Below are 14,223 nucleotides of genomic sequence, written 5' to 3' on the forward strand. Positions count from 1 at the left end.
ATCCAGCATGGAGGGTGACTGATCGACCGCTATCGCGAGCAAGCTCGCTCCCACAGGTTCTGCATTTGCCAGAGTTGGCTCAGCGCTTGACCACCAAGTCCTTCGGCAACTTGAAGGTCCAGAGCATGCCGCCCTGGTTGAAGTCCTTCACGCGCTTGGCCACCTCGCCGCCCCACAGCGGCACCGCGCCGCCCCAGCCGGAGACCACGGAGACGTATTGCTCGCCGTCCATTTCCCAGGTGATGGGCGAGCCGAGCACGCCGGAGCCGGTCTGGAATTCCCAGACCTTTTCCCCGGTCTTGGCGTTGAATGCCTGCAGGAACCCTTCAGGCGTACCGGTGAACACCAGGTTGCCCTTGGTGGTCAGGACCCCGCCCCACAGCGGCGCGTAGTTCTTGTGGCGCCAGACTTCCTTGCCGGTCTTGGGGTCGATGGCCCGCAGCACGCCGATGTAATCCTCGTTCAGCGGCTTGATGGTGAAACCGGCTCCGAGGAACGCCGCGCCTTTCTTGTAGGCGATGCCTTCGTTCCAGATGTCCATGCCCCACTCGTTGGACGGCACGTAGAACAGCCCGGTGTCCTGGTTATACGCCATCGGCATCCAGTTTTTTGCGCCGAGGAAGGCCGGTGCGACAAACACCGAACTGCCTTTGGCTTCGCTGCCCGGCGCGCCCGGACGGCTGGCCTCGTTGTAGATCGGCCGCCCATCCTTGTCCAGGCCAGTGGCCCAGGTGATCTTGTCGACAAACGGGAAGCCGCGGATGAACTTGCCGTTGGTGCGGTCGAGCACGTAGAAGAAGCCGTTACGGTCCGCGGTCGCCGCCGCCTTGATGTCCTTGCCGCCTTCCTTGTAGTTGAACGAGATCAGTTCATTGACGCCGTCATAATCCCAGCCGTCGTGAGGCGTGCTCTGGAAGTGCCATTTGATGCTGCCATCGTCCGGGTTCAGGGCCAGGCGCGACGACGAATAGAGGTTGTCGCCAGGACGCAGGTGGGAGTTCCAGGGCGCCGGGTTGCCGGTGCCGAACAGCAACAGGTTGGTTTCCGGGTCGTAGTAGCCGCCCAGCCAAGGCGCGGCACCGCCGGTTTTCCAGAGATCACCCGGCCAGGTCTTGCCCGCCTCGCCGCCGGAAATACCATTCTCGATGGCTTTGCCGTCCTTGTAGACGTAGCCCATGTGGCCTTCCACGGTTGGGCGGGTCCACAGCAGGTCACCGTTCTTCGGGTCGTAGGCGCTGATCTGGCCCACCACGCCGAACTCGCCCCCGGCCACGCCGGTGATCAGCTTGCCGTTGATGACCAGCGGCGCGGCGCTGATGGAGTAGCCTTCCTTGTGGTCGGCCACCTTCTTGCTCCACACCACTTTGCCGGTGTCCTTGTTCAAGGCCACCAGCTTGGCGTCGAGGGTGCCGAAGAACACCAGGTCGCCGTACAACGCTACGCCACGGTTGATCACGTCGCAGCAAGGACGGATGTCATCGGGCAGGCGCGCATCGTATTGCCACAGCTTCTTGCCGGTGCGCGCATCCACTGCGAATACCCGAGAGTAGGAACCGGTGAGGTACATCACCCCGTCCTTGATCATCGGCTGGGCTTGCTGGCCACGCTGCTTTTCACCGCCGAAGGAGAACGCCCAGACCGGTCGCAGGTCCTTGACGTTATCGACATTGAGGGTATCGAGCGGGCTGTAGCGCTGGCCCTGGACACCCAGGCCGTTGGTCACGATCTGTTGCGGGTTTTTCGGGTCCTGGAGAATTTCCTGATCGGTCACGGCTGCAAGGGCCGAACCGGACAGCAGCATGGCACTGAGCAGCAGGCTCACGGCGAAGGGTTGGCGACGTGCGGGATGACTCATGACGGCTACCTCTGCGGTTATTGTTATACCCGGGAATTTTTCCCGGTCTGCCACAGATTCTTGGGCTCGGAGCCGTTGCCAACAATTGCCCGCTGTGTTGAGTTTTCTAGTTCCTTGGTACACATGGAGGAGTGCGTTCAGTCAGGGTCGTGGGCATCCACCCGCTTCATCCCCGCCCGCTCATAGCGCGGATAGAGATGACTGACGCTGCGAATCAACTCATAGCGACTCAGGCTGATCCCGGCAAAGCGCTCGGGGATGGGGCTGCGGATCATCTCGGCCATGTCGTCGCCCCGCGCCGCGCCATCGCGCATCAGTTGGTCGAGCCAGCCCAGGTAGTCGCGCATCTGTGCAAAGGGCCGGGCGTCGATCGCGACCGGGCCGTGGCCGGGCACGATCTGCTTCCAGGGCAGGGCCTGCAAGGTGTCCAGGTCCCGGAGCCAGACCTCGAGTCCCGGGCTGTTGGGGGTGGTCAGGGCGCGCTCGTAAAACACCAGGTCGCCGGCAAACAGCGCGCCGGTGGTTTCGTCGAGGATCGCCAGGTCGGCCCCGGTGTGCCCGGCCAGTTGCAGCAAGCGCAACGAATGGTCACCCACCCTCAGCGACCCCGCAGCCAGCTCTCGAGTCGGCAGCACCACCTCGGTGCCGCGCATCCAGTCGCCCACCAGCCGGTACATGTTTTCCGCCAGCGCATCACCCTGTTGCCGCAGCAGGTCGGTGGTGCCCGCCAAGGCGCCAATGGGCACGTCGCTGAAGGCTTGGTTGCCCAATACATGGTCGGGGTGGTGATGGGTCAGCAGGACCTGGATCACCGGTTTGTCGGTGGTCGCGGCAATGGCCTGGCGCAGCGCCTCGCCGTAGCGCTTCGACGGCCCGGTATCGATCACCACCACGCCGGCATCGGTAACGATGAACGCGGTGTTGACGATGTTGCCGCCGTTGGCCTTGGCAAAATTCTCGGTGCTGCCTTCCAGCAGCCAGGTGCCTTCGGCGATCTGCCGGGGCTTGAGTGCGTAGCCCGTCCCGGCCCACGTCGGCCAGCACAGGCTCAGGAACATCAGCAACAACCAGCGCATGGCGCGCTCCTTGTGGTCAGGGGATCGCCGCCTCGAACGTATTGCCGCTGTTGTCGCGCAGCAGCAGGCGGGTCTGGCCCGGGCCTCGGATGTCGAAGCCCAGGTTGGGGTTTTCGCTGACCGCCGGGAACAGCTCCAGGCGCGCCAGCACCTGGCCGTCGGCGTCCAGCAGTTGCGCCTGGTTGAGGAAAAATTCCGGGATGCCGCTCACCAGGCCGTTATCCATCGGATGAGCCACCTGCAGGCGCAGGCGGCTCGAATCGCCCCGGGGATAGCGGGCGCCCAGTACCTCGCCCAAGTGTTCCTCCCAACCTGGCTGGGTGCGCACCACGCTGGGCGCGGTGCAGCCGCCACCGGCCGCGTCGATCAGCGTCGAGCCGACGTGCCACAAGCCATCGCGGGTCTGCACGGCGGCGCGCAACGGCGTGGCTTGCTCGATGCGAATGCGGATCGACAGCCAGGGCAGCACTCGCTCCCCCGGTTGGAAGTCGACGATTTTCGGCAACGGGTTCAGTTCGGCCCAGGCCAGCACCCGCACGACGTCGCCGGTGAAGGCCCGGGCATCTATTTCCAGTGGCACCTGGCGGGCGTCTTCGGCAAAGGGTGGCGCCAGCAGGCGTACCCGGTCATCGAACACGAACGGCGCGTCCCCCAGCAATTGCTTGTGATAAAAGGCCCACATCACCGATGGCACCGGGTCCTTCCCTGGCTCGACCGCCGCCCAGGCGGTCATTGGCAGGCCGCACCACAGCAGGCACCACATGACCCATTTCATCCCGGCGCTCCTATTGATACATCTCCGGCACTTCGTAACGCAGGCCGTAATGGGCATAGACGGTCTTGACGCTGCCGTCGCGGATCAAGCCTTCCAGCGCCTCTTCCACCGCATAGGCCAGCTGACGGTTGCTTTCATGCACCGCCATGCCGATTTCCCAACGTTGCTTGCCCATGTTCGGGTAGGCATTCTCCGCCAGCGCCAGTTGCGGATCGGCCGCCTCGTGCACTTGCCAATCGACCTCACCGCGCATGGCCATGACAGCGTCCACCTCCCCGGCCTGCATGGCCTTGAAGGCCTGGCTGACACCGGGGTAATGGTGGGTCTTGGCGCTGAGCATGCCGTTGAACACCGACGTCAGGTAGAACGACGGCACGCTATCGACTTCAACGCCAATGGGGTGCTGCTGGAACACCGCGACACTGCCCACCGAATCCAGTCGGCGGCGGTCAAATGCCACCTGCCAGCATTCCTGCTGATAAGGGCCGAACATCACCACCTGGGCGTTTGCCAGTTCGCCGATGTCGTTGCGCCTTTGCACGTAGTCATGATCGTACGGGACACGCATCATCAGGTCGGCGAGTTGTCGATCGTGCAGCGGACTGCTGCGCCAGATGTAATCGCGCAGATCGTCATCGAGTTTTTCGCCCGGCGGTGCCCACATCAGTTGCAGGCGCACGCCAAGCGCCTTGGCCAGGGCCTGGGCCAGTTCCACGTCCACGCCCCTGGGTTGGCCGTGGTCTTCGAAACTGTAGGGCGCGAAGTCCTTGTAGACCGCGACCTTCAACTCACCGGCCGCGATCATCTGGTCGTAGCTGCGCACCTGCGCCTGCACCGCCTGGCCCCACAGGAGCAGGCTGCACATTACCCACGCGAACAGGCGCATGGCGATCACTCCTCGACGTGCACGCTGTCGAGATAGGTGCGCACCGCCCACAAGGCTTCCTGGCTCAGGTAGTCGGCCATTTTTGGCATGTAGACCCGGCCGTCGCGCACCGCACCGTGACGTACGCGCTCGACAAACCACTCATCACCGGCGTCGGCGGCGTCGAGCATGCGCAGGTCCGGGGCGATGCCGCCCGATTTGGCTTCCAGGCCATGGCAGGCCGCGCAGTTCTGGTTGTAGGCCGATGAGCCGATTTCCAGTGCCCGGTCGTGTTCAGGTGAGGCGCGATAAGGGTTCACCGTGGCCCAGCCGTCACCGTCCAGTGCGACACCGGTGTCCTTGATCGGGGTCAGACCCTTGGTTTCCACTGCCTGGGGCACTACGTTGCCATGGGCCCATGCGGAGCCTGCGCCGGTCAGCCCCATCAGTAATGCGGTAGCGATGATGGCGTTGCGTTTTGTTGTCATTGTTATGCCCTCTGGATTGCACGCAAGACCTCTGTGAAGAAGCCGTGCCGTCATCTTAGGAACCCCCTTGCCCCAGCCGAATGCTGCTTTGGTGGCCGGGGTCTAGTTCCTTGGTAGCAAGCCATCCGACGCAGGTCGTAAAGACAGGCGGTTCGGGAAGTCTTCCCGGCAAGGGCGGGACTTTTTCCGTATCGGCAACGTCGTGGCGCGACTCACCCTAGTCAGGCCAAAACCTTTCACTGGGAACTGCCACCATGAGAATAAAAACGCTACCCGCCCTCTCCTCCCTGACCGTTGCCTTGCTGCTGGCCGGCAGTCTGTCGTCGAGTCCCTCGGCGCACGCTGCCGTCACCTGGGAAGACATCGCCAACGACCACCTGACCACCAAGGACGTGCTGCAATACGGCATGGGCACCAACGCCCAGCGCTGGAGCCCGCTGGCCCAGGTCAACGACAAGAACGTGTTCAAGCTGACCCCGGCCTGGTCCTACTCATTCGGCGACGAGAAGCAGCGCGGCCAGGAGTCCCAGGCCATCGTCAGCGACGGCGTGGTGTACGTCACCGGCTCGTACTCGCGGGTATTCGCCCTCGACGCCAAGACCGGCAAGCGCCTGTGGACCTACAACCACCGGCTGCCGGACAACATTCGCCCGTGCTGCGACGTGGTCAACCGCGGCGCGGCCATCTACGGCGACAAGATCTACTTCGGCACCCTGGACGCGCGAGTCGTCGCCCTGGATAAAAACACCGGCAAAGTGGTGTGGAACAAGAAGTTCGGCGACCACGCCGGCGGCTACACCATGACCGGCGCCCCGGTGCTGATCAAGGACAAGACCAGTGGCAAGGTCCTGCTGATCCATGGCAGTTCCGGCGACGAGTTCGGTGTGGTCGGGCAACTGTTCGCCCGCGACCCGGACACCGGCGACGAAGTCTGGATGCGCCCGTTTGTCGAAGGCCACATGGGCCGCCTCAACGGCAAGGACAGCACGCCGACCGGCGACGTCAAGGCGCCCTCCTGGCCCGACGACAAGACCACTGAAACCGGCAAGGTCGAAGCCTGGAGCCACGGCGGCGGCGCACCTTGGCAGAGTGCCAGTTTCGACGCCGAGACCAACACCATCATCGTCGGCGCGGGCAACCCCGGCCCGTGGAACACCTGGGCGCGCACGGCCAAGGACGGCAACCCTCACGACTTCGACAGCCTCTATACCTCCGGCCAGGTCGGGGTCGACCCAAGCACTGGCGAAGTGAAGTGGTTCTACCAACACACGCCCAACGACGCCTGGGACTTCTCCGGCAACAACGAGCTGGTGCTGTTCGACTACAAGGATAAGGACGGCAAGGTGGTCAAGGCCACCGCCCACGCCGACCGCAACGGTTTCTTCTACGTGGTGGACCGCAACAACGGCAAGCTGCAGAACGCCTTCCCGTTCGTCGACAACATCACCTGGGCCAGCCACATCGACCTCAAGACCGGTCGCCCAGTGGAGAATCCCGGCCAGCGTCCGGCCAAGCCATTACCGGGTGAAACCAAGGGCAAGCCGGTGGAAGTCTCGCCGCCCTTCCTCGGTGGCAAGAACTGGAACCCCATGGCCTACAGCCAGGACACCGGCCTGTTCTACGTCCCCGGCAACCAGTGGAAAGAGGAATACTGGACCGAGGAAGTGAACTACAAGAAAGGCTCGGCCTACCTGGGCATGGGCTTTCGCATCAAGCGCATGTACGACGATCACGTCGGCAGCCTGCGGGCGATGAACCCCACCACCGGCAAGGTGGTCTGGGAACACAAGGAACCTCTGCCACTATGGGCTGGTGTGCTGGCGACCAAGGGCAACCTGGTGTTCACCGGCACCGGCGACGGCTTCTTCAAGGCCTTCAACGCCAAGACCGGCCAGGAACTGTGGAAATTCCAGACCGGCAGCGGCATCGTCTCCCCGCCCATCACGTGGGAGCAGGACGGCGAGCAATTCATCGGCGTGACCGTCGGCTACGGTGGCGCCGTACCGTTGTGGGGCGGCGACATGGCCGAACTGACCAAGCCGGTGGCCCAGGGTGGGTCGTTCTGGGTGTTCAAGATTCCGAGCTGGGATAAGGCGACGGCGCAGAAATAACCTGACCCTCACCACAATCCCCTGTGGGAGCGGGCTTGCTCGCGAAAGCGGTGGTTCAGTTGATAGGGATTTTGACTGTGCCTACGTCTTCGCGAGCAAGCCCGCTCCCACACTTGCCCGAGTTCCTGCCATGAAATCATTGCCATTGCTGCTTCTGTTCATCGGCGCCCTTGCCCATGCCGACGACCCTGACACCCCCCTGACGATCAACGGCTGCCTCATCGCCGAATCCAGCCAATGCCCCGGCGCCAACCTTCGCGGTGCAAAACTGGCGAACCAGGACCTGCGCAAGATGAACCTCAGCGGTGCCGATCTGCGCGACGCCGATCTGCGGCACGCGCGACTGGACCTGGCCAATCTTGAGAAAGCCCAGCTGCAGGGCGCCAACCTGACCCGTGCCAGCCTGCAACAAAGCAACCTGCGCCTGGCGGACTTCAGCGGCGCCACACTCAAGGCGATCCAGGGTTGGGGCCTGTTCGCCCAGGGCGCGCAATTCCAGCGTGCCGACCTGACGGCGGCCTACCTGCAATTCGCCCGCTTGTCCGGCGCCCGCTTGCACGAGGCGAACCTGCAGGCGGCGGACCTGGAAATGGCCTGGCTGAGCAAGGCCGACCTCAAGGGCGCCGACCTGCGCGACGCCAACCTGCAGGAAGCCAAGCTCGGTGAAAGCAACCTGGAACAGGCCAACCTGAGCGGTTCTCGCCAGCATTACGGGAATTTCCAGGATGCCAATATGCAAGGCTGTACCGGGTGCCCGACGTCTTGGGATCAGTGAAGACCTGATCGCTCCTACGCTCCGTGTGGGAATGCCTCAACGGACGCTCCGCGTTCGGCTCTGATCATTTCAGCCAGCCACCCGCACCACCCCCATATCGATCCCCAGGTGCACCAACTCGGCATGGGAACTGACCTGCAACTTGCTCTTGAGCAGCGTCAGGTGGTTGGACACGGTCTTGGCGCTGATGCACAGCTGTTCGGCAATGGTGCGGGCGGGGGTGCCCTTGGCGAGCATGACGAAAATCTCCAACTCACGTTGGGTCATGCATTGCAGGCGCGGGTCGACATCCTGGCGCGAGCTGGTGCAGGCCAGTTGCGTGGCCAGGGATTGCTCGATGTAGACATGCCCGGCCAGCACCCGGCGTACCGCTTCCACCAGCACCTGGGGTGCCGAATTCTTGGTCAGGTAGCCCGCGGCACCGGCGTCCAATGCCTGGCGCACCAAGGGCAATTCATCGTGCATGCTGAAGAACAACACCCGCAGTTGTGGCAAGCGCTGGCGTAGCCGGCGGGTGGTTTCCAAGCCACTGATACCGGGCAGGCCGAAGTCCATGATCACCAGATGCGGCACCTGCTCCTGGACCTGGCTCAACGCCTCCTCGCCGGTGGCTGCTTCGCGGACCTGCAGGTCCGGCATCAACACCCGCAAAAGGCTGGCATAGCCCTGCCGAACCACCGCATGGTCGTCCACCAACAAAATGTTCATCACGCCTCCAAGGCAATATTCAAGGCCAGCGCCCAACCGGCGCCAGGCTGGCTGACGATGCGCAGCTCACCGCCCAGGCTGCGCGCCCGCTCGGACATCGAGTGCAAGCCAACACCGGCGCGCGATGGTTGCGTCGCTCCGCAACCGTTGTCGCGCACCAGCAACCGCAGGCGCCCGGCGCGGTGTTGCAGGCGAATCCGCACCTGCGTGGCGCCGGCATGCCGGGCAATGTTGGTCAACGCTTCCTGCAACAAACGATACAAATGGGTCTTGTCCGGCCCGGACAAGGGCGGCAGCGTTTTGTCGATCCACACCTGACAGGCGATACCCTGGTTGGCCTGCCATTGCCCGGCCAATAGCCTGATGGCCTCGCACAACGGCAGGTGCTGCAACACCACGGGGTACAAGTCATGCACCAGCGCCCGGAAACCCAATTGCAAATGCTCGCAATGCTCTTCGAGCTGGCTGACGGTCTGCTCCAGCGCCAGGGGTTGATCCATCACCAGCCGCAGCAGGCAGGCGCGGGCCCGAATACCGGCCACGTATTGGCCCAGGTCGTCGTGCAGGGTCTGGGCCAGTTGGGTGCGCTCCTGCTCCTGCACGGCCAGCAAAGCCTGGGTAAGCCGGGCGTTATCGGCCTGGGCCTCGGCCAGGGCGGCGGTCATGCGATTGAAATGCCCCGCCAGATGCTGCGCCTCCGGGATACCCTCAGTGCCCAGGCGCACCTGCAGGTTCCCCGCTGACACCTGACGCAACGCATGCAGCAACTCATCGAGCAAACGCATGCCCCGGCGTACCCCCCAGCGAATCACCAACAGGCTGAGCGACAGCGCCAGGGCGCAGACGTACAACAGTTGCACCAAGGAATCGAGAATCTCGTCGATTTCATCGCGCGGGTCGACGGCAATCCAGGCCCGCCGACCGTCCGGCAAATCCACCACCTGGGCCGCAGGGCCGTCATCCAGTAACCGGCGGCCAAGCCAGGCCTTCATCCCGTCTTCATCCGCCGGGAACAGTTCCCCAGGGGCCAGCCAACGGACCCGCACATGCCGCAGGCTGCCGGTCAACCGCGGCTGGAGACTGGCCGGATCGCGCTCGGCGGTTTCGCGCAGGTAATGCACCACCGACTCGGCCGATTGCAGCTCGCGTTTCACATCGGCCGTGGCCTGGTGCAACAACAGGACTGCACAGGCCAGGGTGACCAGGGCGAAAAAGGCACAAACCCAGAGGTTGATGCGCCAGAGGGCTGACATGGTTAGCGCTCCAACCTTGAATTGACATTGACGCCCACCCCCTGTGGGAGCGAGCTTGCTCGCGATGACGGCGGCACATCCGGTACTGAAGTCGACTGAACCACCGCTATCGCGAGCAAGCTCGCTCCCACAGAGGGGCTTGGAGGTTTCCAGGTTCTGGGACGATCAACCCCGATCAAACTCAGGATCAGCAGAAACGGCAGCAGCAACGCTTTGAGAATCCGCATGGTCTGTCCCCTCCTGGTCAATGACGATGCCTAGCATGCTAAAACCCCGGCCTCCAAGGTGAGTTACTACCTTGGTACTGCACCGGCGGTACTTTCTGCATATTTCCCCATGACCCTGGGCTTCCTATGCTGGCGCTACCTGCAATGGAGGATGTCATGCGCCGGCTCGTCAGTTACGCCCTGGTTTCTCTGCTGGCAGCGGCAACCGCTCACGCGGGCGATATCACGCCGCTACAAGTGCGCATCGGCTACCTGGGTTATCGTCCCGATCCGGGCCCGTTGCTGTCCAACGTCATTGCCGAACCGGCCGATGCCGGGTTGCGCGGCGCTGAACTGGCGATCGTCGACAGCAACAGCACCGGACGTTTTCTCAAGCACGACTACCGCCTGGAAAGCGCCAGCGTCAACACTCCCGAAGCGCTGCTCCAGGCCGCCCGGGCCCAACACGACCAGGGTCTGCGGCTGTTCGTGGTCAACGCACCGGCCGCCAGCCTGCGCCAACTCAGCGCCGCCCTGCCCGACAGCCTGCTGTTCAACGCCGGTAGCCCCGACGACAGCCTGCGCACCACCGACTGCCTCGGTAACGTGCTGCACAGCCTGCCCGACCGCGCCATGCTCGCCGATGCCCTGGTGCAGTTCAGCGTCGTGCGTAAATGGCAGCGGGCCTTGCTGATCGTCGGCCAGACGCCCGAGGACCAGGCCTATGCCGCCGCATTGCGCCGGGCCATGAAACGCTTCGGCATGAAGATCGTCGCCGAGAAGGCCTGGCAGTTCGACAACGACCAGCGTCGCAGCGCCCAGGCCGACATGCCACTGTTCACCCAGACCGCCGAGTACGACGTGGTACTGGTGGCCGACGAGCGCGGCGACTTCGGCGAATACCTGCCCTACCAGACCTGGTACCCACGCCCGGTGGCCGGCACCCAAGGGCTGACGCCCACCGGTTGGCACAAGACCGTGGAAACCTACGGCGCAGCGCAGTTGCAAAAACGCTTCGAAGCCCTGGCCGGACGCTGGATGAACGACCGTGATTTCGCCGCCTGGATTGCCGTGCGCAGCATCGCCAGCGCCGTGAGCAAACTGCGCCAGGACGACCCGCTCGCCATCCGCCATCTGGCCCTCAGCGACCAGTTGCCCCTGGACGGCTTCAAGGGTCGCAAGCTCAGCTACCGGCCCTGGAACGGCCAGTTGCGCCAACCAATTGCGCTGGTCCAGCCTCGGGCACTGGTCAGCACCTCGCCCCAGGACGGTTTTCTCCACCCTTCCAATGAAATGGACAGCCTGGGCTATGACCAGCCCGAAGTGAGCTGCCGTTACCCCTGATCGATAACAACAATAAGGAAAACCGCCATGCGCCGCTCCCTGATTCACCCGGCCCGGCTCTGCCCGACCCGGCTATGCAAAGCCCTCGCCCTGGGCGCCGCGTTGCTCGCCGCCGGTCCCGCCGCCGCCAGCATCGCCTGGGTTTCCAACGAGAAAGACAACAGCCTGAGCCTGATCGACATGCAGAGCCTGGAAGTCATCGAGACCCTGCCGGTCGGCCAGCGCCCCCGGGGCCTGCTGCTGTCCCACGACAATCGCCTGCTGTACATCTGCGCCAGCGACTCGGACCGGGTCCAGGTGATGGACGTCGCCACCCGCAAGATCATCAAGGAACTGCCTTCCGGCAAGGACCCGGAGCAGTTCGCCCTGCACCCCAACGACCGCTGGCTGTATGTCTCCAACGAAGACGATGCCCTGGTCACGGTGATCGACACCCAGACCTCCGAAGTGCTCGGCCAGATCGGCGTGGGTGTCGAACCCGAAGGCATGGCCGTCAGCCCTGACGGCAAGTGGGCGGTCAACACCAGCGAAACCACGAACATGCTGCACTGGATCGATACCAGCACCCAGACCCTGGCCGACAACACCCTGGTGGATCAGCGGCCACGTTTCGTCGAGTTCAATCGCGACGGCACGCAGCTCTGGGCCTCGGCGGAGATCGGCGGCACGTTGACCGTGCTTGACGTGGCGACGCGCAAGATCCTCAAGACCCTGACGTTCCAGATCAAGGGTGTGCACCCGGACAAGGTCCAACCGGTGGGCATCAAGCTCAGCGCCGACGGCAAGCTGGCGTTCGTCGCCTTGGGCCCGGCGAACCATGTGGCAGTGATCGACGCCAAGACCTTCGAAGTGCTGGATTATCTGCTGGTGGGCCGACGGGTCTGGCAACTGGCGTTCACCCCGGACCAGAAGCAGCTGCTGGCGACCAACGGCGTCAGCGGCGATGTCTCGGTGATCGATGTTGAGAGCCGCAAGGTCCTGAAGTCGGTGAAAGTCGGGCGCTACCCTTGGGGCGTGGTGGTCACGCCATGAACGCCCTGGAGGTCAGCGACCTGAGCTTTGCCTATGGCACGCGCGAAGCCCTCAAGCAGATGAATTTCAGCCTTCCCGCCGGGCGTTTCGCTGCGCTGCTGGGGCCCAACGGTGCCGGCAAGTCGACGCTGATCGCCCTGCTCACGCGTTTGTACGACCTGCAACGTGGCGAGATCCGCATCGGCGGTCATTCCCTGCAAAAATCACCAAGATCGGCCCTGCGCCAGTTGGGCGTGGTGTTCCAACAGAGCACCCTGGACCTGGACCTGAGCATCGAACAGAACCTGCGCTATCACCTGGCGCTGCACGGGTTTTCGCGGCGCCAGGGCAGCGCCCGCATCGACGCTGAACTGACCCGCCAGCACCTGACGGAGCGCCGCCACGAGCGGGTACGCGACCTCAACGGTGGCCATCGTCGCCGGGTCGAGATCGCCCGCGCCCTGCTCCACGAACCGCGCCTGTTGCTGCTCGACGAACCCAGCGTCGGCCTTGATCCGGCCAGCCGCCTAGCCCTGGGCCTGCACATCCGGCAACTGTGCAGCGAGCAAGGTATCAGCGTGCTCTGGACCACTCACTTGCTCGACGAAGTGCAGCCCAGCGACGATCTGTTGATCGTGCATCAGGGCCGCCTGGTCGCCAGCGGACAGGCCGACGCGGTGAGCCTGGAACACGGCGGCACCCTCGGCTCGGCCTTCACTCGCTTGACCGCCTCGGGAGTCCAGCCATGAATGCGTACTGGCAATGTTTCAGCGGCATCGTGACGCGCGAATGGCTGCGCTTCGTACTGCAACGCACCCGGCTGCTCAGCGCCCTGGTCCGGCCCCTGCTGTGGCTGGTGGTGTTCGCCGCCGGTTTTCGCGCGGCACTGGGCATCGCCATCATCGCGCCCTACGACACCTACATCCCCTACGAGGTGTACATCGTGCCCGGGCTGGCCTGCATGATCCTGTTGTTCAACGGCATGCAGGGCTCGCTGTCGATGGTCTACGACCGGGAAATGGGCAGCATGCGCGTGCTGCTGACCAGTCCCCTGCCCCGGGCTTTCCTGCTGGCGAGCAAGTTGTTGGCGACGTCGCTGATCTCGCTATTGCAGGTCTACGCCTTTCTCGCCATCGCCTGGTTGTACGGTATCCAGCCACCGACCATGGGCCTGCTGCTGGCCCTGCCGGCCCTGTTGCTGGTGGCCCTGATGCTCAGCGCCCTGGGCTTGTTGCTGTCCAATGCCATCCGGCAACTGGAAAACTTCGCCGGGGTGATGAATTTCGTGATTTTCCCGATGTTCTTCCTGTCTTCGGCACTGTACCCGCTATGGAAAATGCAGGAAGCCAGCCCTTGGCTGTACTGGCTCTGCTCGGTCAGCCCGTTCACCCACGGCGTGGAGTTGGTGCGTTTTGCGCTGTACGAGCAGTTCAACCTGCTGGCGATGGCGGTGTGCCTGGGGTTGACCCTGGTGTTCGCGCTGTTGGCGGTGTGGACGTTCAATCCGCAGCATGCGGCGTTGCGCAAGGCCGGCAGCTAACCCTTAATTGCACAGACAAAATCTGTGGGAGCAAAGCTTGCTCGCGATGGCGGCGGCTCATCCAGAATTGATGCTGACTGGCACACCGTTATCGCGAGCAAGCTTTGCTCCCACAGGGTTCGGTGCATGTTCTCCATGTCGCGCGGGTCTTTAACACTCAAATTACTACTTTAGTACTGGTTTTCCTGTCCATGGTCGCATTCACAAGACCTCGAC

Annotated in this window: 13 protein-coding genes; 6 read left to right on the forward strand and 7 right to left on the reverse strand. The window is 63.7% G+C overall.

All coding sequences use genetic code 11. The annotated features are described in order from the left end of the window. Window positions 1-79: 79 nt before the first annotated feature. The 5 genes from AB4O09_RS16955 to pedF all read right to left on the reverse strand — a co-directional run bounded on the left by AB4O09_RS16955 (window position 80) and on the right by pedF (window position 5,059). On the reverse strand, window positions 80-1,855 hold the full coding sequence (locus AB4O09_RS16955) for a PQQ-dependent methanol/ethanol family dehydrogenase (RefSeq protein ID WP_003201454.1): 1,776 nt from the start codon (window positions 1,853-1,855) through the stop codon (window positions 80-82). A gap of 137 nt (window positions 1,856-1,992) precedes the next feature. Next, entirely contained in the window at window positions 1,993-2,931 is a 939-nt protein-coding gene (locus AB4O09_RS16960; protein WP_460107238.1) for a quinoprotein relay system zinc metallohydrolase 1, read from the reverse strand. Between the two features lie 16 nt (window positions 2,932-2,947). Then, entirely contained in the window at window positions 2,948-3,706 is a 759-nt protein-coding gene (locus AB4O09_RS16965; RefSeq protein WP_003201450.1) for a quinoprotein dehydrogenase-associated SoxYZ-like carrier, read from the reverse strand. 10 nt (window positions 3,707-3,716) lie between these two features. Beyond that, a complete protein-coding gene (locus AB4O09_RS16970; RefSeq protein WP_003201448.1) occupies window positions 3,717-4,592 on the reverse strand; it encodes a substrate-binding periplasmic protein in 876 nt (291 codons plus the stop codon). Between the two features lie 5 nt (window positions 4,593-4,597). Next, on the reverse strand, window positions 4,598-5,059 hold the full coding sequence (gene pedF / locus AB4O09_RS16975) for a cytochrome c-550 PedF (RefSeq protein WP_003201446.1): 462 nt from the start codon (window positions 5,057-5,059) through the stop codon (window positions 4,598-4,600). 254 nt (window positions 5,060-5,313) lie between these two features. Here pedF and exaA point away from each other — a divergent pair, with 254 nt between their 5' ends. Together exaA and AB4O09_RS16985 are read left to right on the forward strand one after the other, a co-directional pair. Further along, window positions 5,314-7,170: a quinoprotein ethanol dehydrogenase gene (exaA, locus tag AB4O09_RS16980; RefSeq protein ID WP_028237021.1), complete on the forward strand. Its 1,857-nt coding sequence runs from the start codon at window positions 5,314-5,316 to the stop codon at window positions 7,168-7,170. Between the two features lie 130 nt (window positions 7,171-7,300). After that, window positions 7,301-7,945, forward strand: a complete 645-nt coding sequence (locus AB4O09_RS16985; protein ID WP_003201442.1) for a pentapeptide repeat-containing protein — start codon at window positions 7,301-7,303, stop codon at window positions 7,943-7,945. A 69-nt stretch (window positions 7,946-8,014) separates the two neighbouring features. Here AB4O09_RS16985 and AB4O09_RS16990 read toward each other — a convergent pair whose 3' ends face one another. Both AB4O09_RS16990 and AB4O09_RS16995 read right to left on the reverse strand, forming a co-directional pair. Then, window positions 8,015-8,653 (reverse strand): response regulator, encoded by a 639-nt coding sequence (locus tag AB4O09_RS16990; protein WP_013693254.1) that lies wholly within the window; start codon window positions 8,651-8,653, stop codon window positions 8,015-8,017. After that, window positions 8,653-9,906 carry a HAMP domain-containing sensor histidine kinase gene (locus AB4O09_RS16995; RefSeq protein WP_013693253.1) on the reverse strand — a complete coding sequence of 418 codons (1,254 nt, stop codon included), beginning with the start codon at window positions 9,904-9,906 and terminating at the stop codon, window positions 8,653-8,655. Before AB4O09_RS16995 ends, AB4O09_RS16990 begins: the two co-directional genes overlap by 1 nt. A gap of 383 nt (window positions 9,907-10,289) precedes the next feature. On the opposite strand from AB4O09_RS16995, the gene AB4O09_RS17000 reads away from it, so the two are divergent. From AB4O09_RS17000 to AB4O09_RS17015, 4 genes are read left to right on the forward strand one after another with little or no spacing between them, the layout of a single operon-like run. Then, on the forward strand, window positions 10,290-11,456 hold the full coding sequence (locus AB4O09_RS17000) for an ABC transporter substrate-binding protein (protein WP_003201436.1): 1,167 nt from the start codon (window positions 10,290-10,292) through the stop codon (window positions 11,454-11,456). Window positions 11,457-11,483: 27 nt separating this feature from the next. Next, window positions 11,484-12,488 (forward strand): YVTN family beta-propeller repeat protein, encoded by a 1,005-nt coding sequence (locus AB4O09_RS17005; protein WP_003201434.1) that lies wholly within the window; start codon window positions 11,484-11,486, stop codon window positions 12,486-12,488. Further along, window positions 12,485-13,216, forward strand: coding sequence for an ABC transporter ATP-binding protein (locus AB4O09_RS17010; RefSeq protein WP_003201432.1), 732 nt, complete (start codon window positions 12,485-12,487; stop codon window positions 13,214-13,216). Before AB4O09_RS17005 ends, AB4O09_RS17010 begins: the two co-directional genes overlap by 4 nt. Then, window positions 13,213-14,007, forward strand: a complete 795-nt coding sequence (locus tag AB4O09_RS17015) for an ABC transporter permease (protein ID WP_053162584.1) — start codon at window positions 13,213-13,215, stop codon at window positions 14,005-14,007. Before AB4O09_RS17010 ends, AB4O09_RS17015 begins: the two co-directional genes overlap by 4 nt. Window positions 14,008-14,223 lie beyond the last annotated feature (216 nt).

The organism is Pseudomonas sp. H1_F01 (genome assembly GCF_054681425.1).